At 38.1% G+C, this 26,643-nt stretch carries 26 protein-coding genes; 4 read left to right on the top strand and 22 right to left on the bottom strand.

Translation table 11 applies throughout. The features are described 5' to 3' along the window. Positions 1-16: 16 nt before the first annotated feature. From ACHABW_RS02065 to rpsU, 5 genes are all read right to left on the bottom strand, one after another. Positions 17-1,360 carry an NfeD family protein gene (locus ACHABW_RS02065; RefSeq protein WP_435753832.1) on the bottom strand — a complete coding sequence of 448 codons (1,344 nt, stop codon included), beginning with the start codon at positions 1,358-1,360 and terminating at the stop codon, positions 17-19. 259 nt (positions 1,361-1,619) lie between these two features. Then, complete coding sequence (locus tag ACHABW_RS02060) at positions 1,620-1,931, bottom strand: hypothetical protein (RefSeq protein ID WP_435753831.1); 312 nt, start codon at positions 1,929-1,931, stop codon at positions 1,620-1,622. A 293-nt stretch (positions 1,932-2,224) separates the two neighbouring features. After that, a complete protein-coding gene (locus ACHABW_RS02055; protein WP_435753830.1) occupies positions 2,225-2,425 on the bottom strand; it encodes a hypothetical protein in 201 nt (66 codons plus the stop codon). A gap of 162 nt (positions 2,426-2,587) precedes the next feature. Then, positions 2,588-3,031: a GatB/YqeY domain-containing protein gene (locus ACHABW_RS02050; RefSeq protein ID WP_110936691.1), complete on the bottom strand. Its 444-nt coding sequence runs from the start codon at positions 3,029-3,031 to the stop codon at positions 2,588-2,590. 17 nt (positions 3,032-3,048) lie between these two features. Further along, positions 3,049-3,222, bottom strand: a complete 174-nt coding sequence (gene rpsU, locus ACHABW_RS02045; RefSeq protein ID WP_110936692.1) for a 30S ribosomal protein S21 — start codon at positions 3,220-3,222, stop codon at positions 3,049-3,051. Between the two features lie 235 nt (positions 3,223-3,457). Here rpsU and ACHABW_RS02040 point away from each other — a divergent pair, with 235 nt between their 5' ends. After that, positions 3,458-4,387 carry a Na/Pi symporter gene (locus tag ACHABW_RS02040; RefSeq protein ID WP_435753829.1) on the top strand — a complete coding sequence of 310 codons (930 nt, stop codon included), beginning with the start codon at positions 3,458-3,460 and terminating at the stop codon, positions 4,385-4,387. Between the two features lie 201 nt (positions 4,388-4,588). Here the strand turns inward: ACHABW_RS02040 and mtaB are convergent, their stop codons facing one another. The 12 genes from mtaB to gpr form a co-directional block, all read right to left on the bottom strand. After that, a complete protein-coding gene (gene mtaB, locus ACHABW_RS02035) occupies positions 4,589-5,923 on the bottom strand; it encodes a tRNA (N(6)-L-threonylcarbamoyladenosine(37)-C(2))-methylthiotransferase MtaB (RefSeq protein WP_435753828.1) in 1,335 nt (444 codons plus the stop codon). Positions 5,924-5,928: 5 nt separating this feature from the next. After that, positions 5,929-6,681, bottom strand: coding sequence for a 16S rRNA (uracil(1498)-N(3))-methyltransferase (locus ACHABW_RS02030; protein ID WP_435753827.1), 753 nt, complete (start codon positions 6,679-6,681; stop codon positions 5,929-5,931). A gap of 8 nt (positions 6,682-6,689) precedes the next feature. Further along, the gene (prmA, locus tag ACHABW_RS02025; protein ID WP_435753826.1) at positions 6,690-7,631 is read right to left on the bottom strand and encodes a 50S ribosomal protein L11 methyltransferase; all 942 of its coding nucleotides are present in this window, start codon (positions 7,629-7,631) and stop codon (positions 6,690-6,692) included. A 24-nt stretch (positions 7,632-7,655) separates the two neighbouring features. After that, positions 7,656-8,777, bottom strand: a complete 1,122-nt coding sequence (gene dnaJ / locus ACHABW_RS02020) for a molecular chaperone DnaJ (RefSeq protein ID WP_435753971.1) — start codon at positions 8,775-8,777, stop codon at positions 7,656-7,658. Positions 8,778-8,929: 152 nt separating this feature from the next. Next, positions 8,930-10,777: a molecular chaperone DnaK gene (dnaK, locus tag ACHABW_RS02015; RefSeq protein ID WP_110936698.1), complete on the bottom strand. Its 1,848-nt coding sequence runs from the start codon at positions 10,775-10,777 to the stop codon at positions 8,930-8,932. Between the two features lie 30 nt (positions 10,778-10,807). Beyond that, complete coding sequence (grpE, locus tag ACHABW_RS02010) at positions 10,808-11,395, bottom strand: nucleotide exchange factor GrpE (RefSeq protein ID WP_435753825.1); 588 nt, start codon at positions 11,393-11,395, stop codon at positions 10,808-10,810. A 74-nt stretch (positions 11,396-11,469) separates the two neighbouring features. Continuing rightward, positions 11,470-12,507, bottom strand: a complete 1,038-nt coding sequence (hrcA, locus tag ACHABW_RS02005) for a heat-inducible transcriptional repressor HrcA (RefSeq protein WP_110936700.1) — start codon at positions 12,505-12,507, stop codon at positions 11,470-11,472. Between the two features lie 114 nt (positions 12,508-12,621). Further along, on the bottom strand, positions 12,622-13,764 hold the full coding sequence (gene hemW / locus ACHABW_RS02000; RefSeq protein WP_435753824.1) for a radical SAM family heme chaperone HemW: 1,143 nt from the start codon (positions 13,762-13,764) through the stop codon (positions 12,622-12,624). A 197-nt stretch (positions 13,765-13,961) separates the two neighbouring features. Beyond that, on the bottom strand, positions 13,962-15,788 hold the full coding sequence (gene lepA / locus ACHABW_RS01995) for a translation elongation factor 4 (protein WP_435753823.1): 1,827 nt from the start codon (positions 15,786-15,788) through the stop codon (positions 13,962-13,964). Positions 15,789-15,895: 107 nt separating this feature from the next. Further along, positions 15,896-16,297, bottom strand: a complete 402-nt coding sequence (locus ACHABW_RS01990) for a hypothetical protein (protein WP_435753822.1) — start codon at positions 16,295-16,297, stop codon at positions 15,896-15,898. Between the two features lie 15 nt (positions 16,298-16,312). Beyond that, the gene (gene spoIIP, locus ACHABW_RS01985; protein WP_435753821.1) at positions 16,313-17,491 is read right to left on the bottom strand and encodes a stage II sporulation protein P; all 1,179 of its coding nucleotides are present in this window, start codon (positions 17,489-17,491) and stop codon (positions 16,313-16,315) included. A 65-nt stretch (positions 17,492-17,556) separates the two neighbouring features. Further along, entirely contained in the window at positions 17,557-18,681 is a 1,125-nt protein-coding gene (gene gpr / locus ACHABW_RS01980) for a GPR endopeptidase (RefSeq protein ID WP_110936705.1), read from the bottom strand. Positions 18,682-18,818: 137 nt separating this feature from the next. On the opposite strand from gpr, the gene rpsT reads away from it, so the two are divergent. Next, the gene (gene rpsT, locus ACHABW_RS01975) at positions 18,819-19,085 is read left to right on the top strand and encodes a 30S ribosomal protein S20 (protein ID WP_110936706.1); all 267 of its coding nucleotides are present in this window, start codon (positions 18,819-18,821) and stop codon (positions 19,083-19,085) included. 50 nt (positions 19,086-19,135) lie between these two features. Here the strand turns inward: rpsT and holA are convergent, their stop codons facing one another. Further along, positions 19,136-20,173, bottom strand: coding sequence for a DNA polymerase III subunit delta (gene holA / locus ACHABW_RS01970; protein WP_435753820.1), 1,038 nt, complete (start codon positions 20,171-20,173; stop codon positions 19,136-19,138). 428 nt (positions 20,174-20,601) lie between these two features. Here holA and ACHABW_RS01965 point away from each other — a divergent pair, with 428 nt between their 5' ends. Beyond that, positions 20,602-20,733, top strand: a complete 132-nt coding sequence (locus tag ACHABW_RS01965; protein WP_110936708.1) for a YqzM family protein — start codon at positions 20,602-20,604, stop codon at positions 20,731-20,733. An 83-nt stretch (positions 20,734-20,816) separates the two neighbouring features. On the opposite strand, the gene ACHABW_RS01960 is transcribed toward ACHABW_RS01965, so the two are convergent. The 3 genes from ACHABW_RS01960 to ACHABW_RS01950 form a co-directional block, all read right to left on the bottom strand. Beyond that, positions 20,817-23,114: a DNA internalization-related competence protein ComEC/Rec2 gene (locus tag ACHABW_RS01960; protein WP_435753819.1), complete on the bottom strand. Its 2,298-nt coding sequence runs from the start codon at positions 23,112-23,114 to the stop codon at positions 20,817-20,819. A 347-nt stretch (positions 23,115-23,461) separates the two neighbouring features. Next, complete coding sequence (locus ACHABW_RS01955; RefSeq protein WP_435753818.1) at positions 23,462-24,031, bottom strand: ComE operon protein 2; 570 nt, start codon at positions 24,029-24,031, stop codon at positions 23,462-23,464. Positions 24,032-24,138: 107 nt separating this feature from the next. Next, on the bottom strand, positions 24,139-24,765 hold the full coding sequence (locus tag ACHABW_RS01950) for a helix-hairpin-helix domain-containing protein (RefSeq protein WP_435753817.1): 627 nt from the start codon (positions 24,763-24,765) through the stop codon (positions 24,139-24,141). A 144-nt stretch (positions 24,766-24,909) separates the two neighbouring features. Here ACHABW_RS01950 and comER point away from each other — a divergent pair, with 144 nt between their 5' ends. Continuing rightward, positions 24,910-25,755, top strand: coding sequence for a late competence protein ComER (gene comER, locus ACHABW_RS01945; RefSeq protein ID WP_435753816.1), 846 nt, complete (start codon positions 24,910-24,912; stop codon positions 25,753-25,755). A 139-nt stretch (positions 25,756-25,894) separates the two neighbouring features. Here the strand turns inward: comER and ACHABW_RS01940 are convergent, their stop codons facing one another. Then, positions 25,895-26,626 carry a class I SAM-dependent DNA methyltransferase gene (locus ACHABW_RS01940; protein WP_435753815.1) on the bottom strand — a complete coding sequence of 244 codons (732 nt, stop codon included), beginning with the start codon at positions 26,624-26,626 and terminating at the stop codon, positions 25,895-25,897. Positions 26,627-26,643 lie beyond the last annotated feature (17 nt).

The following is a 26,643-nucleotide window of genomic DNA, read 5'->3' as shown; positions in this document are numbered from 1 at the left end:
TTCCTTTTTCAACCGATTAATCATCAGACCCGAGTCTTTCTTCCCGAACAACTATTCGAGAGCCAACTGCAGATATGACCTTGACTTTACTTCCTTGTTCAATATATCCTCCTTCAGAAACCACGTCAAGTCGTTCGTTCTTTATTAACGCAGTTCCTGAAGGTCTAAGGCTTGTTAATACTTCGCCTACCTCTCCTACAATCTCACTGCGAGACGCATTAGAAACGTAACCCTGGTCGGTTTTCGTTTGAGCAGTTAAGATAACCTTTTTAAATGGCCCACGGTATCCAACATATTTAATAAACATAATAGAAGCAATTACTGTAATTATTCCTGCAATTACAACGGATAAAAGGATATACGATGTGGAGTATGAACTTAACACCAGACTCCCCACTATTGCACCAATTCCCATAATCCCGAAAATTCCAAAGCTGGGTAAGAAAATTTCAATCAGGAGTAATATTACCCCTATTCCAAACAAAATTAAAGTTTCCCAACCAGCGAATCCCGCAACTAAATGTCCAAAGAAATACAAAAACAATGAAGTTGCTCCCATAATACCGGGGATTCCAAAGCCGGGAGAAAATAATTCTAATACTAGTCCTAAGCTTCCTACAGATAAAAGTATCGGGATAACAATAGGATTTGTAACAAATCGGGCAATTTTTTCGGCTAAACTAACTTCAGCTACCCGTTCTTCAGCATTTTCCATACCTAGGAAAGCAAGAAGATCTTCTCTATTCTCTAGAACTGCTTCGGCATAGCCAACTTCCAAAGCCTCTTCGCTAGTTAATGAAAGAAGTTTGCCTTCCGGGGCACCGTAATCAGGTAAATCCACTTGCGGATCGGCCATTGCCAACGCGTATTTTTCATCTCTATCGTTTAAACCCGCAGCACTTCGCATTCTTGAAAGCCATGCGGAGTGGGCTTTGCTGCTTGCAGCATTCCCGGAGCCATCAATTACTTGAGCAGCTCCCATCTCCGTTCCTGGCATCATAACGATCTTATTAGCATTTAGAGAGATATAAGCACCTGCAGACATTGCTTCACCAACAACAAAAGCCGTGGTTGGTGTCGTTGTATCTCTCACCAGCTTAGCTATATCGCCCGCTGCATCTACCAAACCACCAGGTGTATCTACTTCCAAAACAATATGGTCTGCTCCCTCTTCCTCCGCCTTTTTTATAGAACGGTTTAGAAAAGCTTCCAAGCCTCTTTCTACAGCTTGCTCAACTGGTATATAGTATACTAAATCACCTTCACCTTCACTTTCTGCCTGGGGTGGGGAGAATATTAATAAGACAAAAGCCAGGATAATCATAGATGAAAAAATCATTAGCCTTATTTTTTTATTCATTTTTCTGACCCCCCTTTCTATTTCTTACTGTTTTCTCCCATAAATTTATTTACGGATAAGTCAGTATGAAGTTTCACTAATCATACTATTAACAATTACTTCTTTTATTTTACCTTTTATTTCAGAAAACATAAAGAAAGAGGCTGTCTCCAAAGATACAAAATACCTTTTTGAGACAGCCTTTAAAACAGTGAGCGTTCCCTCGCTTCTTCATGTAGCACTTAGAACAGTAGGTGGAGGTGCTACAATGTACAAACGCTTAATTCATTTCTTGAAAGTGTGCTTTTGTCTTCTCAGTTCCTATAGCTTGTATATAATCAAACAATTCCTTTTCATCCGACTTTAGTTTTTCTTTATCTGCATCATCAGCAGTTTCATCGAATGGTCGTACAAATATATGTTCTTGCATTACGTCTTTTTCATTCACTTTACCGATGAGGAGTTTTAATTTTTCGTATTCATCCCTATCTGCCTCTACTTCATATTGAATCGTTCGTGAATCAGCTTTGATAGGAAGGAGTTCAATGGAATCACCTGAATTCCAAGTTACATAATAATTTTTCTTCGTCATCGTACATACCTCCAAATATTATCGTTTCCTATTCTTTACCCTTAAGAAAGAAAAAGTATTCATTGGTTTTGTGGCAGATCGTTTATGAAAAGGGGGACTCATTCAATTCATCATCGGATACATACATTTCATCACCTTTCACATTCATTTGAGCAGCTTTGCATTCATTTGTTCCTTTCCTTTTCATTTACCCTCGCATCCAATCATTTCCTCACCTTACACGTTCATTTGACCAGCTTTCGTATTCATTTGTTCCTTTCACCTTCATTTCATCCCCGCATCCAATCATTTCCTCACCTTACACGTTTATTTGACCAGCTTATGTATTCATTTGTCCCTGTCCTTTTCATTTCATCCCCGCATCCAATCATTTCCTCACCTTTCACATTCATTTGAGCAGCTTTGCATTCATTTGTTCCTTTCCTCTTCATTTCATCCTCGCATCCAATCATTTCCTCACCATACACGTTCATTTGAGCAGCTTTCGTATTCATTTGTTCCTTTCCTTTTCATTCCACCCCCGTACCCAATCATTTCCTCACCTTACACGTTCATTTGACGTCCCTCACCTTAAATGATCACCTTGCTCATCAACCAAACAAACTCAGACAAAGTAAAAACGCCTTGTAGAATTCTACAAGGCGTTCGTTAATTAATTAAGTTAATGATTGTTCCACTTGTTGTCTAATTTTCGATCCATCTGAACGGCCTTTTACTTTAGGCATAATCGCGCCCATCACTTTACCCATATCTGCTTTAGACTTTGCACCAACTTCTTGAATCGTATCATTCACTACTAGTTGGAGCTCCTCATCAGAGAGCTGTGACGGCATATATTCAGTCAAAATATCAATATCGACTTTTGTCTTTTGAACGAGATCTTCTCTATTTGCTTGCTCAAATTCCTGGAGGGATTCATTGCGTTGTTTCATCTCACGATTTAAAATCGTTAAGATTTCATCTTCAGTAAGCTCCTCACCTTTGTTGATAGATTCGTTCTGAATTGATGCTTTTACAGACCGAATAACCGAAAGGCGTTGCTTATCTTTACTCCGCATGGCATCCTTCATATCTTGATTTAATCGATCAAGAAATTTCAAGGAAATACACCCTCTCCTTAGAACTTACGATTACGAGCCGCTTCGGACTTCTTCTTTTTCTTAATACTAGGTTTTTCATAGTGTTTACGCTTTTTAACCTCTGCCATCGTACCTTCTTTAGAAATAGTTTTCTTGAAGCGACGAAGAGCAGTATCTAAAGTTTCATTCTTACGTACACGAGTTTCTGCCATTCTGTATCCCTCCCTCCGAGCAACCAATCAAAACATGCCAAATTGCATGTCTTTATTTATTATATATGAATGGGAAGTTATGGTCAACTTTTTTTTAAAAATATCCTACTATTTATACTAATAAAAAGCAAATCTATTACTATAGTGCTTGTTCAAAATCGTTTATAAAAATAATCTGAAATACCTGTCATCCTTGTCCCACTATAGCCATATAGTTGGAGGAGGAGGTATGTTTATGAGTGAATGGATTACATTATTTGCAATATTCATTTCTTTATTTTTGTTTGGAATGTTCGTCATGAGGCACGGATTATTGCTTCGTTTCAAAACCAAAATCCCTTACCTGACATATCAATTCATCGATCATCCCATAAAAGGACTATTAACAGGAATAATTGCTTCCGCAGCGCTTCAGAGTAGTTCAGCTGTAATGATTATCACAATAGGTCTTGTCTCCACTAAGATAATCCGTTTCAAGCAATGCATTGGCTTAATTCTTGGTGCGAACATAGGTACTGTATTCACCCTGGAACTTCTTGCCTTTGAATTATCATATCTTATTATCCCATGCCTTATTATTGGAGCTTTATTACTTTTTTCATCTCAAGAAGCAACATTCTCGATGGGGTGTTTCTTTTTTGGGCTAGGTATCATTTTTGTTTCTATGCACGGTTTTGAAACATTGGCCGCACCTTTGTCGGCTATCCCAACCGTATATGATTGGTTTATGTGGTCACAGGAATATACAAGTTTAGGTTTGTTTATCGGCATTATTCTTAGTAGTGTCATTCAATCCAGCTCTGCTGTTTCCGCTATGGCAATGAGTTTTTTAGACGAAAATATTCTCTCACTCCCTGCTTCAATTGCAATTGTATTTGGTGCAAACATCGGCACCTGTGCTACAGCTTGGTTAGCTAGTCTAGGAGGTTCAAAGGACGCAAAACTCGCAGCTTATGCTCATATATGGATAAATATAATTGGTGTTTGCTTATTCTTTCCGTTTATAGAAACCTTTTCAGAGTTGATAATATTAACAAGCGATAATAAGAGTCAACAGCTTGTTAACGCTGCGTTCCTATTCAATATAATAAGTGCATTACTAATTTTACCTGTGATTAGTCCTTTCTCAAGATTTATAGAATGGATTCACTATAGGAAAATCTAGATTAGAATACACTTTTTATCTATTAAAACTAGAGTCATTTCAAATAAAAATCCAATTTCCAGTCCGCGCCTCGTTTCGAATACCCTCTGAGCTTGAGCTACTCAATCAACAATTAGATTAAACAGAACCAAAATCAAAAAAGATGACCCTGGCAGAAAACCAAAGTCATCTTTTTCATTTTTAGAACATCACAATAGAAAACTAAACTAATTCTGGTTGTTCATCTTTTACTACTTTTACGAAAGATCCAATATTGAAAGGATACCCGGGCCACTCAATTTTCACTTTCACGATCTTGCCAATCATATCTTTTCCTAATGGAACTTTCACTTTCATGTAGTTATCCGTATAACCAATTAAGTACTCCGGGTTTTCTTTATCCTCTTCCTCAGGAATCATTTCAAGCACTTCACCTTCATGAAGGCTGGCATACTCTTTTGCTTGCTGATTGGAAAGCTCTATTAGCTGCTGGACACGCTTATGTTTAATGGTGTCCTCAACCTGATTTTCCATTCTGGCAGCAGGCGTACCTGTTCTCATTGAATAAGGAAAAACATGAAGTTCAGAGTAACCAATTTCACGGATAAAGTCATACGTTTCCTGAAACTCTTCCTCTGTCTCACCTGGGAAACCTACGATAACATCGGAAGTGACAGCAAGACCAGGAAGTGCTTTTTTCAAGAGATCTACCCTCTCCCTGTAAAAGGAGATTTCATATTTACGTCTCATTCTTTTTAATACCGTATCTGAGCCTGACTGCAAAGGCACATGAAGATGTCGTACAATTTTCTCGGACTTATCAATCACGTCAATGACAGCATCAGTAATCTGACTCGCTTCAATAGAGGAAATGCGAATTCTTTTCAATCCGGTAATTTTCTCTAAATCCGCCAACAGGTTCGATAAGCTGTAATTCTTCATGTCCTCTCCATACCCGCCTGTATGGATTCCTGTCAAAACAATTTCTTTATAGCCTGCTTCTACTAATTGTTCTGCTTGCTGAAGAACATCCTCTGGTTTTCTAGAGCGCATTAGTCCTCTTGCCCATGGAATAATACAGAACGTACAAAAGTTATTGCAGCCCTCTTGAATTTTCAGCGAGGCACGAGTTCTGTCAGTAAAAGAAGGAACATCCAGTTCTTCATAGACTCGTGCTTTCATGATGTTACCTACACCATTAATTGGCTCGCGTTCATTTTTATACTGTTCGATATAGTCTATTAGCTTATGACGATCCTGTGTCCCTACTACAATATCAACACCAGGAATAGCCATTACCTCTGCGGGAGATGTTTGAGCGTAACATCCTGTTACGCAGACAACTGCATTAGGATTTTTTCTAATCGCACGACGAATAACTTGGCGACTTTTCTTGTCACCAGTATTTGTTACTGTACAAGTATTAATAACATAAACGTCGGAAATATGTGTGTATTCTTCTTTTTCATAACCTGCATTTTGAAACAATTGCCAAATTGACTCTGTTTCATAATGATTTACTTTACACCCTAACGTATGAAATGCGACCGTTGGCATTATTTTCACCCCAGTAATTCAAAATGGTATGATATGGCTGCTAAACCATATAAAGGAGCTGTTTCACTCCGTAAAATTCTTGGACCTAACGCACAGCTAATAGCCCCTGCTTCTTTCATTTTTTCTATTTCTCGATCAGAAAAACCACCTTCTGGACCAACTACAAGTAAAAGTGAATCTCCAGCTTTAGTACGTTGCAGGACTTGACGGAATCGGCTTTTCTCATCGTCCTTAGCATCCTCTTCATAGGCAACAATGACTGAAGAAAAGTGATGAAAGGTTTTTAGTAAGTCGTTTAATAAATGGACTCGATGAACTTTTGGTACATAGTTGCGGTGCGACTGTTCGGCAGCTTCTTTTGCAATTTTTTCCCAACGTTCAAGTTTTTTTGCTTGTTTTTTGGAATCCACTTTAACAATTGAACGGTCGGCTTGAAAAGGAATAAAAGAATGCGCTCCAAGTTCTGTTCCCTTTTGAATCACCAGCTCTAACTTATCGCTTTTTGGTAACCCATGAGCAATCGATACTTTTACTGGCATTTCTGCGTCTTTATTCAATTCCTCCACGACTTTTGCTTTCACTAAATCTGGTGCTGTCTCTGTTAGCTCACACAGGTAACATGAACCTTCCTCATCACAGCAAATTACCGTGTCCTCAGGATTCATCCTCATTACACGGGAAATATGCTTTGCATCTTCATTCTCTATCATAACATAGTCGTCTTCAAATTGAGATTTCTTCAAAAAATATCGTTGCATGCACTCACCTATTCTGGCTTTTTTGCGACAATTGCAATCCAGTCTTCCATCTCTACGATTTCATCTATTTGAAAACCAGCAGACAGCATAGCCTCTTTTACCATTGCTCTTTTTGTTTGAATAATTCCAGAGGTAATTAACTTTCCGTTTGGTTCAAGCAGTCTAAAAGCATCATTCGTCATCTTAACAACTACTTCTGCAAGAATATTTGCTACGATAATATCCGATGAATCTTTCACTTGATCTAACAAGTTACTTTGCTGAACGGATACGATATCTTGCGTGTTATTAAGTGTGATATTTAATAATGCTGACTCAACAGCAACCTCATCTAAATCTAAAGCCTCTACACTCGCAGCTCCTAATTTTGCGGCAGCTATGCTTAAAACCCCTGATCCTGTTCCTACATCAACTACCGTTGAACCCTTTTTCATATGTTTTTCGAGAGCTTGAATACAAAGAACTGTCGTGGGGTGTGTCCCTGTTCCAAATGCCATGCCCGGATCTAGCTCGATGATCATCTCGTCGTCTTGAACTGCTTTATAATCTTCCCAAGTCGGTGTTATCGTAATGTGATCGGAAATTTTCACAGGCTTATAATATTTCTTCCAAGCCGTTGCCCAATCTTCTTCATTTACTTCACTTACGGTAACTTTATTGTGTCCAATATCAATATTATAAGCAAGAAGTTGGTTAATGGCCTCTTTTATTTCATCGACGGCATCTCCAAGAAAACTGTTTACGGGAAGATATGCTTTTAGTAAAACTCCTTCTTCAGGATAGTCAGCAGGGGAAAGTTCATAAATTTCCCCAAACTTTGTTTCCCAATCACGTTTTAAGTCCTCTGGATCCTCTATTACAACTCCACTGGCTCCTGCTTCGTGCAGAATATTACTAACCGGATCAACTGCTTCTTGAGAGGTTTGTATGCTTATCTCAGACCATTTCATCTAACCAACTCCTCGTTTTAATCTTTATTCTCCGAAGCTCTTAAAAGTTCTTTTTACTTTTGAAAAGAAGTTATCATTTTGTTCATCTGGTGCTTCATTTCCGCTAATTTCAGAGAATTCTCTTAATAACTCTTTTTGACGGTCGGTAAGGGTTTTAGGAGTAATGACTTTCATTTGAATGTGCTGATCACCTTGACCCATACCTCTAACATTCGGCACACCTTTACCACGTAAGCGGAAGTTGGTACCAGTTTGCGTTCCTGCTGGTACTTTTAACTTTATTTTTCCTTCAAGCGTTGGCACTTCAATTTCATCACCTAACGCGGACTGAACAAAGGTAATTGGCATTTCACAGTAAATGTCATCCCCGTCACGTTTAAAGAATTCATGTCCTTTTACGTTAAAGACAACGTATAAATCGCCAGCTGGACCTCTGTTCATTCCAGGTTCACCTTGGCCGGATACACGAATTTGTTGCCCTGTATCCACCCCTGCTGGTATTTTAATATGAATTTTTTTACGCTTTTTAACTTTACCTTTACCGCCACAAGTACGACACTTATTTTTAATGAATTGACCCGTTCCGTCACAATGGTGACATACTCGACGGTTAACTACTCGACCAAATGGTGTGTTTTGTTCGACGTTTAATTGACCGGCACCACCACAGTGAGAGCATGTTTCCGGAGAGCTTCCTGGTTTAGCACCTGAACCATCACATGTGTCACACTCTTCTTCGCGAGGAATTTCAATGTCCATTTCTTTTCCGAATACTGCTTCTTTAAAATCAAGGTTCATCGTATATTGCATATCAGCACCTTGTCTAGGAGCATTTGGATCTCTACGGCCTCCGCCTCCGAAGAACATATCAAAAATGTCACTAAAACCGCCGCCACCGAAATCACCTTGTCCACCGAAACCTTGATTCGGATCTGTGTGACCAAATTGATCATAATGGGCTCGTTTCTGTGGATCACTTAATGTATCATATGCATCTTTTACTTCTTTAAACTTCTCTTCCGCGTCAGCCTCTTTGTTGACATCCGGATGAAATTTTCTTGCTTGCTTGCGATACGCTTTTTTTACTTCCGCTTCAGATGCTCCTTGTTCAACTCCAAGGACATCGTAAAAGTCTTTTTTACTCATCATTCTCACTCCCCACTGCTTCTAATACATAACGAATATCTTAACATTCCCAATGTAATCAGGCAAGATTATCTATTATTTACTAACTTGATCATTCGTGAAAAAAGTCAAAGCCAAGGAAAACCTGACTTTGACTTTTCACTTACTTAGTACTATTGATCCTTTTTATCGTCATCTTTCACTTCTTCATAATCTGCATCTACGACATCTTCATCGTTTCCGCCTGATTCTCCGCCACCTTCTGCTTCTTGAGCAGCCTGTGCTTGTTGTGCTGCTTGCTCATACATCTTTGTGGAGAGTTCCTGTACAATCTCTTGAAGCTCATCTTTAGCTGTTGTGATAGCTTCAATGTCTTCTCCTTCAAGAGCAGTTTTCACTTTTTCTTTTGCAGCTTCCGCTTTTTCTTTATCGGCAGCATCTACGTTATCTTCTCCAAGATCTTTCAACGTTTTCTCCGTTGTGAATACGAGTTGATCTGCTTCATTACGAAGGTCAATCTCTTCACGACGTTTCTTGTCTTCTTCAGCATTCTCTTCTGCATCCTTGACCATTTTCTCTACTTCTTCATCAGACAAACCTGAAGAGGAAGTAATGGTGATGGATTGTTCTTTATTAGTTCCAATATCTTTCGCACGAACATTCACAATACCGTTCGCATCAAGATCAAACGTCACTTCAATTTGTGGAGTACCACGTGGTGCAGGTGGAATATCCGTTAATTGGAAACGACCAAGCGTTTTGTTATCAGGTGCCATTTCGCGCTCACCTTGTAAAACATGAATATCTACGGATGGCTGATTATCAGCAGCTGTAGAGAATGTTTGTGATTTACTTGTAGGGATAGTCGTATTTCTTTCAATCAACTTTGTCATTACGCCACCCATTGTTTCAATACCTAAAGAAAGTGGGGTAACATCAAGTAATACAACATCTTTCACGTCTCCTGTTAATACACCCGCTTGAACAGCAGCACCTAATGCTACTACTTCATCCGGATTTACACCTTTATGAGGATCTTTTCCAGCTACTTTTTTAATTGCTTCTTGAACAGCTGGGATACGAGTAGATCCACCAACTAGAACTACTTTATCCACTTCGCCTGCTGAGATACCAGCATCTTTTAGAGCCTGACGAGTAGGTCCCATTGTTCTTTCAACAAGATTAGAAGTAAGATCATCAAACTTAGCACGAGAAAGGCTTAATTCTAAGTGCTTCGGTCCTGATTGATCAGCTGTGATAAACGGAAGACTGATTTGTGTTTGAGAAACACCTGACAAATCTTTTTTCGCTTTTTCAGCAGCATCTTTCAGACGTTGAAGTGCCATTTTATCTTGAGATAAATCAACACCGTTTTCTTTCTTAAACTCAGCAACTAAATAGTCGATAATTACTTGGTCAAAGTCATCCCCACCAAGTTTGTTATCACCGGATGTTGCTTTAACTTCGAAAAATCCTTCTCCAAGCTCAAGGATAGACACGTCAAATGTTCCACCACCAAGGTCATATACAAGGATCGTTTGATCTTCTTGTTTTTCCAAACCGTAAGCTAAAGCTGCAGCAGTTGGCTCGTTAACGATTCTTTCAACTTCAAGACCAGCGATTTTACCAGCATCTTTAGTAGCTTGACGTTGTGAATCATTAAAATAAGCAGGAACAGTGATAACTGCTTTCGTTACCTTTTCCCCAAGATAAGCTTCTGCGTCAGATTTTAATTTTTGTAATACAATAGCGGAAATTTCTTGTGGCGTGTAATCTTTGCCTTCTGCCTCAATTTTATAATCTGTACCCATGTGACGTTTAATAGATGTAATTGTGTTAGGGTTTGTGATCATTTGTCGTTTTGCTACTTCCCCAACTTGACGCTCTCCATCCTTAAATGCTACAACAGATGGTGTCGTTCTTGAACCTTCAGCATTTGCAATAACTACTGGCTCGCCACCCTCCATTACTGCTACACAAGAGTTAGTCGTACCTAAATCGATTCCAATAACTTTACTCATGAAATATTCCTCCCATTCTTTGCATATGTATTATGCATTAACTTTTACCATTGCTGGTCTAATAATTCTATCTTTCAGTTTGTATCCTGGTTGTAACTCTTCTACGACAATATTTGACTCAAATTCATCTGATTCTACTTGCATCACTGCCTGATGAAAATGAGGATCAAACGGCTGCCCTACTGTCTCAATAGGTACAATCCCCTCTTTTTCAAGAGCTTCTTTTAACTGTCGGTATACCATTTCCATCCCTTGTAACAAGCCCTTTGTATCCTCTGACTGAGCATCAACCTGTAATGCTCTTTCGAAGTTATCCATGGCCGGTAAGAGACTTTCTGCTAAGCTTTGAGATTTATATTTAGCCGCCGATTCTTTTTCCTTATTCATTCGACGTCGGAAATTATCAAAGTCTGCTTGAGTTCTCAATAGACGATTATTAGTTTCTTCAAGTTTTTCATTCAACTGGTTAAGCTCATCTGAAGTTTCTTCTTCGTCAGTATCCTCTTGACCCTCTTCGTCGTCTACTAGCTCCGCGTGAACAGGCTCAATGACTTCGTCTTCAGTGGAACCTTTTGTATCTTGATCGTCGTAAACTTCTTTTCTTTCTTCATTTTCCATGTTTCTCACCTCCTTAAATAAATAAAATATTTTTATTCAGTATAAAAAAGGAACCCCTCTTTTATACATGAATATTATTCCGATTTTCGATGATTCCATGCCGTCAATAGCTTTGTCATATCTTTAGACAAATAATCCATAATGCTGATGACACGGGGGTACTCCATTCGCGTAGGACCCAAAATACCAACCGTGCCCATATGTTTCCCATCCAGAGAATAAGTGGCAGTAATAATTGTACAATCGCTGAATGGTTCAAAATGATTTTCTTCACCTATTTTAATGGTTAACCCATTTTCTGCTGAACGAAACAACTTCGAAACTAATTTATCTTCTTCAAAAATATCAAGTATGTTACGAACCCGCTCCACATCATGAAACTCAGGTTGACTCAAAATATTAGTTTTACCACCGTAAAATACTTTTTCATGTTGGTGCCTTTGAAAAACATCCTGAAGCATGTCGATCATTGACTCGTATTGAGTAATATATTTTTTCAAAACATTCGAGATTTCCAACGATAATTTTTCCTGTAGTTGTACCATTGGAATACCTCGAAGTTTCTCATTTAAAATATTAACCACTTTTTCTAGTTCAGAACCGTCTAATTTCCCAGGAAAATGAACAGTCTGATTTTCTACGTGGCCAGTATCCGTTACGATAATGACAACAGCCTGGGTTTCGGAGATAGGTATAAGCTGCAATTGCCGTAATCTCGATTCGAATACTTCTGGACCAATGACAATGGAAGTATAACTGGTTAAACTTGATAGCACTTTTGCTGACTCTTGAATAACTTGCTCTATTTCATCAAAGCGATTCGCTAAAATGGACTGAATGTCGGATACTTCATTTTTTGTTAATTTGCTGGGTGATATTAAATGATCGACATAATACCGATATCCCTTTTGTGAAGGAATTCTGCCAGCGGAACTATGAGGTTTCTCTAAAAAACCTAATTCCTCTAAATCTGACATCTCATTCCTAATCGTTGCTGGACTAAAAGTTACATCATCTCTTTTTGATATACTTCTTGATCCCACAGGTTCAGCATTCGTAACATAGTTATCTACGATAGCTTTGAGAATTAGTAACTGACGATCTGTCAACATATACATCCCCCCTGTTAGCACTCTGTGTCTGCGAGTGCTAAATCTATAATATAAGTTACCAAAGATGGATTGAAGTTGTCAACGGGAGAGCGTTATTTCTGTAAACTTTTTTCTTTAATCAGCTAGAAGGAACTTTTCAAATACCTCATTACCAAGCAGTAAACCCTTATCTGTCAAGCGTATGAACTGATTTTTTTCTTCTAAAAGAGAGTTTGCTTTTAAACTGTCAATAACATCCGGAAAAACATCGTGAATGCCTAAAGAAAATCTTTCGTAAAAGGTTTCACTCGAAATCCCTTCTAATTTACGGAGTCCCATAAACATTTGTTCCTCCATCTTTTCTTTTACAGGTACTTCATGTTCTTCTAAATACGGTAACGCATTCTGACGAAGTGCCTTCATATATTTTGGCAACGGACCATTATTTGCTCGTCTTACACCGTTTACATAGCTATGCGCTCCCGCACCTATACCATAATATTCATCATTGTTCCAATAAGTTAAATTGTGCTCACTTTTTAATCCATTTTTAGCAAAATTACTAATTTCATATTGCTGGAAATCATTTATTTGTAAAACTTCACGAAGTTTCTCATACATATCTGCTTCGAGCTCCTGAGGCAGCAATGAAAGTTGACCTTTCCGATGCATTTGATAAAACACCGTTTTCGCTTCAACCTTCAATGAATAAGCACTAATGTGCTCAATCGGCAAGTCACAAGCTTCTTTCAGAGTTGATTCCCACTGTGCCATTGTTTGATTCGGCAATCCGAACATTAAATCAAGAGAAAGATTGGTAATCCCTGCCTCACGACTCATGTGGACAGTCCGCTCGATGTCACTTGTTTTATGGTCACGGTTAATCGCCTGCAGTAATTTTGGGTCAAAGGTTTGAGCACCAATACTTAATCGATTAACCCCTATCTCTTTTAGCATTGCAAGTTTCTCTTTGTCTGCACTGCCGGGGTTTACTTCCACGGTCCATTCAACTGGATCAGCCAACGGAAAATGCGATTTAATACTAAGTAACAGCCTCTTTAATTGCTCAGTTGATAGAGATGTCGGTGTCCCTCCACCAACATATATCGTTTCAATTTTATCTTGCGAAGGGAACTTTTCCTGCGTTAACTTCATTTCTTTCTCACAAAGAGCTAAATATTCATCAATTGGTTGATTTTCCAGGAAAAACTTATTGAAATCACAATAATGACAAATCTGCTCACAAAATGGTACATGTACATAAATAGAACGTGGCACAAAGATCCTCCTATAAAATGCAACGTTAGCTTCCGCCGCCATCTTTTAAGTAGCAAGGTGATCTTCCTTGCTACGCGCGGCTGAAGGTAGTTGCCTTCTCTATACAAACTACAAACTATTGCTTAAGCTCTTTAAAGGCGAAGAGGGCGTGCCAAAAGGTCAATAATGTCCTTCTGATACTCCCCTCATCACTTGAGTTATTTTTTTTCATCCATACTCAAGACAGACATAAACGCCTCTTGAGGTATTTCAACGTTTCCTACACTTTTCATTCGTTTCTTACCTTCTTTTTGTTTCTCCAGTAATTTTCTTTTCCGCGAAATATCGCCGCCATAACATTTTGCCAAGACATTTTTACGCATTGCTTTGATCGTGGATCTAGCTACTATTTTTTGACCTATACTAGCTTGAATAGGCACTTCAAAATGTTGTCTCGGGATTAAATCCTTTAACTTTTCAACAATTGTTTTACCACGATCGTAAGAGCTGTCTCTATGAACGATAATCGATAAAGCATCTACGGTTTCTCCGTTAAGTAAAATATCCATTTTAACCAGGTTACCTTCTTTATAGTCGATTAATTCATAGTCAAAAGATGCGTATCCTTTTGTACTTGATTTTAACGTATCAAAAAAATCATATACAATTTCCGATAACGGTAGTTCGTAAATAATATTGACGCGGTTCTCATCAAAATATTTCATATCAATATAATCACCACGTTTTCGTTGACAAAGCTCCATGACTGCTCCAACATACTCATTTGGAACCATGACTTCCGCTTTGACATAAGGTTCCTTCACAACCTCAATTTTTGCGGATTCAGGCATGTTTGACGGATTATCAATTCGAATTTCTTCTCCGTCTGTTTGCGTTACTTTATAAATAACACTAGGAGCTGTAGTTATAAGGTCCATATTGAATTCTCGCTCAATTCTTTCTTGAATAATCTCCATATGAAGAAGACCTAAAAACCCACAACGAAATCCAAAACCTAACGCTTGGGAGGTTTCCGCTTCAAATTGAAGAGCAGCATCGTTCAATTCTAATTTTTCAAGTGCATCCCTTAACTCATTATAATTGTTAGTATCAACCGGGTACAATCCACAGAACACCATCGGATTTAGTTTACGGTATCCAGGCAAAGCTTCGGCGGTAGGGTTATTTGCTGAGGTTACTGTATCACCGACTCTACTATCGCTGACATTTTTAATACCGGCAATCATGAAGCCTACGTCCCCAACAGTCAATTCTTCCCGAACAACCGGTTTAGGATTAAATACACCAATTTCCTGAACTTCAAACTCTTTCTCTGTTTGCATCATTCGGATTCTTTCACCTGGCTTTACTGTCCCTTCCATGATTCTTATATAGACAATAACGCCTCTATAGGGATCATAAAGCGAATCAAATATCATAGCCTTTAACGGTGCCTCGGGATCACCATCAGGTGCAGGTACGTTTTTGACAACAGATTCCAATATCTCTTCAATACCAATTCCGCTTTTAGCCGATGCTAAGACACAGTCCTCTTTCTGCAACCCTATAACATCTTCCACTTCCTGCATCACACGCTCTGGTTCGGCACTAGGAAGATCAATTTTATTAATCACAGGAATTATTTCTAATTCATTATCAAGTGCTAAATAAACGTTTGCTAATGTCTGTGCTTCAATTCCTTGTGCTGCATCGACAATAAGCAAAGCTCCTTCACAGGCAGCTAAACTCCGGGAGACCTCATAAGCAAAGTCGACATGTCCCGGTGTATCAATTAAATGGAATATGTATTCTTCCCCGTCATTTGCAGTATAAGTTAACTGAACTGCGTTTAACTTTATGGTAATTCCCCGTTCTCTTTCTAAATCCATCGCATCCAGCATTTGATCCTTCATCTCACGTTGAGTGAGCGCACTAGTTTTTTCTAATATGCGGTCAGCAAGTGTTGATTTTCCATGATCAATGTGGGCAATAATTGAAAAATTCCGGATCTTATCTCTTCTTTTTATACGATCTACAGGTTTCATTGCATCATCACTCCTACAAAACTCCATTCCAAAAGAGGGTTATGTCTCCTCTTTAAATCATACTACTAAGTATTATAGCAATAATTGAAGCAATCCTACAAATACATTTATTCTACTGTTCGAAACAAACCTTGAAATACACTCTCGAACATGCCCGAAGTTCTCTCCCCCATTTCCGAAAAAAGGAGGCTGCTTTCCTCCCCTCCGTACGTGGAGGATTCGTGCGTTATTTTTTGATGGAATTCTTCATCTCCACCTTCACCATCATACACAACTATCCCATTATCATCTTCCATATCAATAATATTTGACTCTTTCTCTTTGAGAGTAAATAACGGTTCATCTTCCTTTTCAGCGTTCGGATTTTGATCATTCTCCACTTCTTCTTCAATTACCTCAAAGTTAGATTGATAAAGAGCAAGTCCTTCATTCTGATATATAATTCCTAAAATAAAACCAAACATAAGGATAGAAAGCAACATACACATCCTTACCAATAAATGACCCATCACGGATCCCTCCAATCAATCTTCGGATTCTTGATTCTCCCAATAATACTCGCTGAACACCTCTGCAAATAATTCAATCGAACGATAAACTTCTTCTAACGAGTTTTCTATCCCACCAAATTCAACAGTCATAGCCTGACTCGACAAATCCTGATTATAGACCCCATTTTTTCCGCCTCCGGTTGTATTTGGTGCAAAAATCCCTCGGCTTAATCCATAATGCTGGTCTTGGAGTTGTTTGTGTAATTCATTGGCTAATGCTTCATTTTCTTGATAATTCGGATTATTTTCTCCAATTACAAACAAAGTTTTAGCATAAGATTCGCCATTCATTTCCACTGTAGTCACTTCTTTTGGCTGGGAATCACGGTGTAAATCAAAATAAAACTGCAGATCTTCATTTTTTTCCGACGCTTCTTGTACTATTTCCCGGGACATAACGTAGGATTGGCTATAATCCCATTGGCGCTTATTTAATTCCTCACCTATATCCGTTGTATCAACTTCTGCTCCGATTCCGTACTTTGCAAGCTCCAGTCCTAACCGCTCTCCTGCCAGTGTAATATTGACACTTTCGTGTAGTGCCTCCTTCGAGTTTTGTAATTCAGGAAGGTAAGATTCTCTGTTATGTGTATGGACAATATGTACAGTAACTGGTAATTCTTCCTTGTTCTCTTCGGAAAATGTTTGCTTCAATTCATCAAGCTCTTCAATTCTCTCGGTCGATGCTTCTCGTTCCGCTAATAAAACTTCCATCGGTGGTGCAGATTCAATCGGCATATTTGTATAATCAGAACCTTCTCCAGCGGTAAGTATTTTGCCGTCAAATAGTGAAAATCCCGGTAACTCTCTTCCAAGCAGACTTCGAGGATCATCTGGATCTAAATTTGTTGCTATCTCGAACAAAACAGGTGCCACAGAAGGTTCTTCATATCCATCTGGCAAGCTTTGCTGTAAATACCTATTTTCTTTTCCCATTACAGACACAAGATCTTCAGCAGAAAAAAGGTGACTCACTTCATGAATTGATGCAGAGGTAAGGCTGTAACCCGGACCCAAAGTCGTTAGTGTTGCTGTTAAGAAAAAGATAGTGATAACTCCGAAAATAAAGGATAGCAACTTTTTATGAGGGCTTGTCCTTTTCGACCCTATAAGCCTTCTGTTATTTTTATTTAAATGTTTCGCTGCCAACATTCTCACCCTCTCTATCCCCGTATAACAAATCTATATGAAGGAAGAGAGGATATAGAACGTTGAATTTATCGTGTGTATGCTCCTACATTTTTTTGGTCTACATCTCCATGTAAAGCAGCATTTAAACTTTGAGCAATTAGGTGGGCCATATCTTTTATGAAATCATCTACTTCTTTAGGAGTTACCATAAGATTTTGCCCTAACGGTGACAGAACCTCTGCTATGAGTTGTCGCTTTTCTTGCTCTTCCAATCCCCCAACTACCCCTAAATAGAGCTCTTTTTCCTTGTCACCTGGTAAGTCCTCATCGGTTAGTTTTCTCTTTTCTCCGAATGTCATTCCAGCAGGAGCTAACCTTCCTTTTGGTCCTTGAGGATCCCGAATTTCTTTTCCAAAATGCTTTAAAATATAATCAATCGTATCACTAGTGATTGAAACAGCATCTACAACAGTAGGTACACCAATCGCTATAACCGGAATCCCAAGAACTTCTTCGGACAATTCTTTCCGTTTATTACCGACCCCTGAGCCTGGATGTATCCCTGTATTTGAAACTTGTATGGTTGTATTCACTCTTTCAATAGAACGCGATGCCAAGGCGTCAACAGCAATGATAAAATCGGGTTTCACTTTTTCAACAACACCCATAATGATATCACTCGTCTCAATTCCAGTAAGTCCCATGACACCTGGGGTCAGTGCACTTACTTCACGAAAACCTTCCTGGACATTTTCTGGCTGCAACTGGAATAAATGTTTGGTAATTAACAAATTATCAGTAACCATCGGCCCTAAAGCATCTGGTGTTACATTCCAATTTCCTAATCCTACTATTAAACAAGAATCTTCCTTTCCTACCCCTACAGAATCTAAAAAGTGACTAAATTCTCTTGCAAAAACATTTTCCGCTTTGGCTTGAAGTTCAGTATCTTTTTCCCGTATTCCTTCAATGTAAAGTGTTAAATACTGTCCTGCTTTTTTGCCGATAGCGTCCACTGCACTATCCTCAATGGTTACGTAAGTAATATCAATTCCTTCCTCATTTTTCTCAGAAACACTTACTCCCTGTAATGATGATGGAGAGTCTGTGTCCTTTTCTTTTACAATGCCCTCTCTTTGTTTTGCAAGATCATGTGCTTCTACAGCCAGGTCGGTTCTGACCTGAAATTTCGTTAAATCCAATTCTTCCATCTTTCACACTTCCTCTCTTTTCTCCATCTTCACAAACCATTGATGGAAAATGTTATTGCATTTTAAAAAAGCTTTTGGTACAATCCATAGTGTTGCACACAAAACAAAACGTTATTACTGTCTAGGGGGTGAATAAGATGGCAAACATTAAATCTGCTGTCAAACGTGTCCAAACAAATGAGAAGCGTCGCGCTCAAAATGCTGCATTTAAATCAGACCTTCGTACGGCAATTAAAATTTTCAATACAAAAGCTGATCAAAAAGATGTGGATGGTTCTAAACAAGCATTCCTATCTGCTACTAAGAAAATTGATAAAGCTGCAAATAAAGGAATCTTCCATAAAAACGTAGCGAATCGTCAAAAGTCTCGCTTACAACAGCGTTTAAACGAAATTTCTGCTTAATAAAAAAAACCAAGTTACAGGGATTTCCCGAACTTGGTTTTTTTTATGGGTTATTTTCCGATTCTGATTTTAGTTCCCCTTTGTATCAAGAATAACTCTACCCCTAAAGCATCATTCATTTTTCCTGTTTTAATCCGAAAATCAAGTTCGGCAAGCTGGTCTAAGTAAGACAGTAATTCTTCATCCTTAAATCTTTGTACTTGCTTTAATGCTAATTTAACAACATACGGATGAAGCTTAAGCTGGGAGGCGATCATTTTCTCCCCGTAACCCTGCTGTGCCAACTGCTTCACCTGATATAATATCCGAAATTGACGAACCATCATTGCAAGTATTCGTAAAGGTGGTTCTTTTTGTTTAATTAAATCCTTGAATATTTTCAACGATTGATGAGCTTGACCTTTCACTACGCCATCTACTAAAACAAAAATATCTTGCTCTAGTGACCGGACTACTAGCGAAGATACATGTTCCTTAAGTACTTCGTTGTTTTCTCCGACATGTAAAGCCAATTTTTTTATTTCAGAAGCCATTTGCATTAAATTGGCAGCTGTTAATGTTATCAGTTCTTGCTCAGCACCGTCGTTGAACACTACTTTTTCTTCTTTTGCTTTCGCTTGAATCCATTGTCGCAATTCTTTTTCAACCAGAGGACGAGCCTCCATTACCGTTGCTTGTTTTTTCATTAATTTGACTATTTTTTTTCTGTCATCTAATTTTTCGTAAGGAGCAAGCACAATTAATACAGTTTCTGGTGCCGGTTTTTCTATGTAGCTTACTAATTTGGTTAAATCATGTTCGACTTTTTTAGGATCTTTTTGGCCAGAAAAAAAGATGGCATCTTTAATTAATACGACTCTTCTTTCCCCCATAAAAGGGAATGTATATGCTTCTTCCACTGCAATTTCCACAGGATTTTCAGCCATATCGAACTTCGATAAATTAAAGTCCTGCTCTTCTGCAGAAAGCCCTTTTGAAATAATACGATGCAACATGTCTTCAAGTAAGTAAGTTTCCGTTCCGTATAATAAATATAAAGGAGCTAACTCCCCTTTATTTAATTCTTGCAATACTTTTACATAGGACAAGACTTCCTCCTCCTCCTTCACCATCTCAAGTTTACCATAGCTTTAGGAGAATAGAAAAAGGGAAACGCCTATCTCAGGCGTTTCCCATTTATGATAAACGCCACCCTAAAAAAGACCTAGGTTCCTTCCGGGGACGATAATCAATCTTGTAGTCATATGTTATCCTATGTCTCGTTAATATATAGGTGACAGCACTTAGGAAATAGAGCCAATTTATATTAAATGTACCAGTCTTGAAATCACAAAAATTTTTTCTTCTGCATGCTTAAGTATGGATTTTTCCAACGAAATGACTTATACTAAAATAAGCATATGCACCTTAATTTTGGATCACACATTTCGCTGGTGAAAAGGCGCTCGAGCTAGTCGGTGTAAGAAACAGATTTGTACTTTCTTACCTTTCTAAAAAGCAACAGGAGGGATGCAAAATGAACGAATTTGAAAAGGATGTTCAATCAAATCGCAATGATGCTATTGATAGCGGTATTGGATTTGTTGTAGTATTTGGTTTTTTTATGACCATTTTCGCTATTGCACAAGTAATCGATCTCCTATTTTAAATGATGGTACTACATAAATAACACGCTTCCTTTAGACTTGGAAGCGTGTTTATTTCTTTTCAGAACCTTTTATTACTGGTGGTTCACGGTAAAAATGGCGTTACATTTATAATCCCGTTATTTATTTTTATCACAATAGCCCCTTGCTTATCTGTTCGAAATACCTTCGTTTTATGGCTTGCAAGTCTTTGCAATACTTCCGTACTAGGGTGACCATGACGATTATTTTCACCAGCAGAAATAAAGCCATATGTTGGCTTTAATTGGCTTAGTAAAGCTTCCCCCGAAGAAGTATTGCTTCCATGATGCGAAACTTTCAAGAGATCTACTATAATTCCAGGGTAATTCTCAAGCAGCTTTATTTCTCCGTCTTCTTCCAAATCTCCTGCAAACAACATCGTTCTTCCAGCTAAAACTGCATACATTACGATAGATCTTTCGTTTTCATTTTCCGTATTCTCTGTTCCTGATGGATGAAAGATATAAAATGAGTTTTTCCCAACACTCCAATTCATCCCTTTTTCGGCCAAAGTAATCTCGACTTTATCATTAAATAAACATTCCAGACTTCCCTTACCTTCTTCTGATATCGGAGTACCTTTAGGATATAACGCCTCCTTAATCAAAAATTTTTCATATAAGTAACACGTTTCACCGATGTGGTCTAAATGTCCATGAGACATAATAAGTAAATCAATTTCTTTCATTCCTTTAGCCTTTAAAAAAGGTTCAATTACATAGGCACCAGGTCCTTTAGGGCTTACCGACTCATCTTGTTCTCCCCATTGTACAACTCCGCCTGTATCGATGAGATAGACCGCTTCTCGATGGGGTAATTCCACGACAATGGCATCACCTTGCCCTACATCTAACATCGTTACGGTTATATCCTCATTCATATAAGGCATGAGAAACTGAATGATAAATGGCAGCAACATGATTGTCCCCCCCATTACCCGTATAGATGGTTGCTTTTTTTCAATAAGAACCATGCCAATAAAAATACTAATATACATACTCCATAGCATCCATTCCGGTGGTTTTCCTAAAGCAATAACACTCCAAGAGAGAGTGGATACAAAGTCTAATACAAGTTGAATGAGATGGGTACTGACGGAAAGAAGGTTATAAGTAACTAGAGCTAAAGGGGGAATCACAGCATCTAAGATTACCGTAATAAACGATAGCGGTAATATCCACATGGAGATAAACGGAATAAACACTAAATTAGCAGGAATAGATAATACCGAAAATTCAAAAGAGTGGTAAAGAAATAGAGGCATGGAAATAATTTGAGCGGTAACTGTCACTTTTAATAATAACAATATCGGAGAAGTCTCATTGAATACTTTGTTAGACAGCAATAATCCAAAACTCGTCAAAAAGGACAACTGGAAACCTAAATGATACAAGTAAAATGGATCGATAATAAGAAGAACGAGACAGACAAACGAAATCACATCGATGCCCTTGAGATTTATTCGATATCTAGTTATGACTAAAAATAGCATACACATGAATGAAGCACGCACGACGGAGGGAGCACCACCAGCAATAAATATGTAGAAAGGAAGAAAAAAGAACACGATCAAGGACGCTTTCTCTTTCGTTAAACCTATTCGCAAAAGTATCGCGAAAATAAAAGCTGTTACAATCCCTACATGTAAACCAGATACAGCTAGCAAATGCAATACTCCTAACTGTCGAAACTGTTCCAATCTTTCTTCATTCATGTACGATCTTTCACCAAAAACAAGGGCTGATATCAATGCAGAAGTTTCCAAATCATCTTTTTGGACTATCTTATGAACTGCTTTGCTTCGAGCAGAATCCAACCATTTTAATAAACCTTCCCCTGCGTCACATACAAGGGTATTCTCATTTACTGTCATTCTCCAGTGGATATGTTGTTCGTATAAATATTTTTTATAATTAAAGGTATAGGGGTTTTTAGAGGGAGGAGGAATCTCTAGCTCACCGGTGAAATTGCAATAGTCATACTTATTGGGGATTGTTTTTAAATCATGTTCTTGCCTGAAAGAAAGTAAGATTTTCTCTCCGTTATCTAACAATACTTGGAAAGAGTATCCTCCTGATGTTGATTGTTTTACATTGGAGACTATCTTGCCTTTGAAATTTGCTTCTTCACCTGTCAGTCTCGTTGACATGGTTTCTAGATGGTAAAGTCCATATAAATAAAATATACTCAAAACCAGTACAGATACTACTGCACTTAGAAAGTTTTTTCTTTTTACACCATACACTACCAACGGGAAACAGCCCAACACTAAAAAACCTGCTGACCAAAGATTCCACCCATCAAACGCTAACAGTAATCCTGAGATCGCAAAAAACATAAAACAATAACCGCGAGAAAACATAGCTCCCCCCTTGTGCTGAACGCAATAAAGTTAAAACTGCGTAAAAATATTCTGCAAAAACTTAGAGTCTTTAATAGCTATTTTGTTGCGTCTGCCTAGAAGAGCGAGTTCGAGCACCTCTGTCTAAAGTAAAAGAACACTCTCTAAAAATAATAGAACTATAAGTAGCTTCGAGTTTTATAATATAGATAAGTAAAAATAGGGATTTTTAAAAACAATGCTGGGGGGATTAGTAAAAGTTGGAAACTGTTGCAGAGGACTTGCGTCATTAGATCATTATAAAGAAGATTGCCTCATACACAAACTTGGTATAAATTATGAGACAACCTCATTTAAATAAATTAACTTTAAGGAGTTGCTGTAAAGAGTTTATTTGCCTGATCTTTCAATTTTTCAACTTCTGTTGATTCTACACCATTTTCTTCTAGTTTATTTAATAGATTTGCCGCGAACATTAATTTCTCCTTTGAATTAACATCCAGAATCATTTCCTCTAGCTCGACCTGTTCCACTTCCACACCACTCTGTTCAAACATTTCAAGAGCAAACGGATGATTCTTATACTCTTTTGCGTAAATAACTTTTTTAATTCCAGCTTGTATCAAAGACTTACAGCAATTCAAACAAGGGAAATGCGTAACATATATTTCCGCACCCTCGGTGGGAACTCCAAACTTCGCACATTGCAAAATCGCATTAATTTCAGCATGAACTGTGCGGGCACAATGATCATCGATTAGATAGCAACCATCATCAATACAGTGTTTTCCACCCGATATAGACCCATTATATCCGCCAGCGATCATACGCTTATCTCTAACAATTGTAGCTCCTACCATCAATCTCGTACACGTACTTCTAAGGGCTAACAAATGACTTTGCGCCATAAAATACTGATCCCATGAAATTCGATCCATCTTATGTATTCCTCCTAATTACTCTTCATTCTCTATCCAGTTTAGACAAAGCCTGTCCCTCACGTCAATCAAAATAAAAAGGTGCACATTTCCATTAAAGAAAATAATTACCTAACTATGAGAAATTCTTTTATTGACTCCAGTGTTTTCTCGCCTATGCCAGGTACCTCAACTAAATCTTCAACATTTTGAAAGGGTCCATTCTCGTCACGATAGGCAACTATAGCTTCTGCTTTTGAGGGACCAATGCCCGGAAGCTCCGTCAACTCTGTATCTGTTGCCTGATTCAAAAGTATCCCTTCATTCGAAGGACTTTCACTCACGCCAGATATGTCGCTTATTTCTGCTTCTTCCCCTTCTTTTGGAACCACGATCACCATTTCATCATAGCACCTCTCTGCCAGATTTATCGCTTCTTTAAGAGCTTCTCCTGTGAATCCTCCAGCCTGTTCAATAACATCATGAACTCTTTCACCATCTTTAACTGTATAGACACCTGGATTCGTGACTTCTCCTTTAACATCAACTACATAAAAGGAAGGTTCGACTTCTGCTTGCTCTTCACTATTATCCTCAGGACCCTCTTCCTCCCATGGAAGTGCAGCAACTTCTGCCTCTTCCTCCTCCGTTGAATAAGAAGAAACTCCGAAACCAATCAAACCGCCAACAGCCACTAATATCGTTACACCCAACACAATGAACTTTTGCTGAACGTTATTTTTAGTGAAATTCATTATTTTATGCTCCTTTTCTACTTGCTTTAGTTTGACACGAACCCCTTTATCAATAACTCGTCTAATCATTCACTAACATTAAAAAATCATAGGAAGCTTTTTCGTTTCATAAGTATAAGAATTAGTTTATTAGGAGTGAGGTATATGAAAAATATCGGCTTCATCGGAACAGGAAGTATGGGGAGTTTGATCATAGAAGCATTTATTAAGGCAAAGTATATTCCTCAAAAAAATGTACACATGTTAAATCGTACTATGGAGAAGCCATTAAAATTGCAGGAAAAGTATAAGAAAACCACGATTCATCAAAATGTTAATGAGTTGCTTAGGGACTGTGAGTGGATTTTTTTATGTGTGAAGCCTCATGAGATGGTTGCTGTCCTAGAATCTATGAAAAAAAATATTACCACCAATCATATTATTATAACGATCACAAGTCCTCTTCAAGTGGAAGAATCAGAAAGGATTTTACAGCCTTCTTCTATCCCGGTTGTGCGTTTCATCCCAAGCATTGTTAATCTATCCTTAGATGGGCCTTCCTTAGTGACATTTGGCTCTCAGTGCACCAAGAAGCATCGGAAAGAACTTTGGGAAATGTTTTCTTCTATCTCCAGACCTCAGCTGATCTCTCCACCTATCACAAGGGTAGCGTCTGACATCGCCAGTTGTGGACCAGCATTTCTAAGCTTTCTCTTAATGAAAATGATAAAAGGAGCTACAGACGAAACTGAAATTGATGAAGAAACGGCTCTAAAAATAATGGAACGGATGATTATCGGTTATGGTGAAACTCTTCGACAACAACATTTTGATTTAGAAACCTTAAAGAAAAGAGTTACAGTGCCGGGTGGTGTGACTGGAGTTGGATTAAAAGTACTTGAGGATGAAGTAGGAATGATGTTTCACCATTTATTTCGAGAAACAGAGAAAAAATATCGAGAAGACCGCCGAAAAATTGTTGAGCAGATAAAAGATAGGGGGGAACCATGAGTTAATCGTTAAAAAGAAGTTTTGACTATGTTATTGAATAAAATGAGGAAGTTTTGAGTAGTTAAAGGCAGTGCCCCTGTTTCGGGGCAGCCTATGCTTATCTATTCTTTAGTATATAAGAATAAACAATTTTTGAAAACTATTTTTTTACAGCTTTGAAAAAGATACGGTCTTTCTCTTCTAAATCCGTACTTTCACCAAAATCACTTGAAATTTCAATCTCTTGAAACCCAGCTTCTTCCAACCATTGCTTATATTCTTGCAGTTGAAAAGTTCTTTGATACTGAGTTTCATCAATACGTTCATATGAACCATCTTGTTTTTTCAGAAAAAAAGTAAGCTCGTGTTCGATACTCAACGTTTTTTCTCCTTGTTCACAAAACCACATATAGGAAATATCTTCCCCATTTTCCCCGTATAGCTGATTTGAAAAAATGTATTCCATTTTATATTCTGAATGAACATCAAACAAAAATACCCCATCAGACTTCAAAGCTGAATAAGCTTGTTGGAAGGTTTGTTTGACGTCCTTTGAATCAAGAAGGTAATTCAAACCATCGCAAAAAAGCGTAATGCCATCGAGCTGTTCAAATCCGTTAAAAGATCTCATATCTTGAAGTATAAAAGGAATATTTAATCGTTGCTCTCTTTTTTTATCGTCAGCAATTGTCAACATGTCTTGAGACAAATCTACCCCAAACATGGTAAATCCTTGCTTTGCAAGCATACACGTTAACGTTCCTGTTCCGCATGCTAGATCTAAAATTCTCCCTTTATGAGGGAAATTAGTTGTTGCAAATGACAGCCAGGACTTGTAGGGCGCGTCTTCCATTAAACCATCATACAAGGAAGCGAAGTGATCGTGTTTCATGTAATCGTCCTCCTTGT

The sequence above is a fragment of the Salipaludibacillus sp. CF4.18 genome (assembly GCF_051262595.1).
In the GTDB taxonomy this organism is placed as follows: Bacteria; Bacillota; Bacilli; order Bacillales; family Salisediminibacteriaceae; genus Salipaludibacillus; species Salipaludibacillus neizhouensis.
The sequence above is the reverse complement of the archived record's forward strand: the minus strand, read 5'-3'. Positions and strand labels throughout refer to the sequence as shown.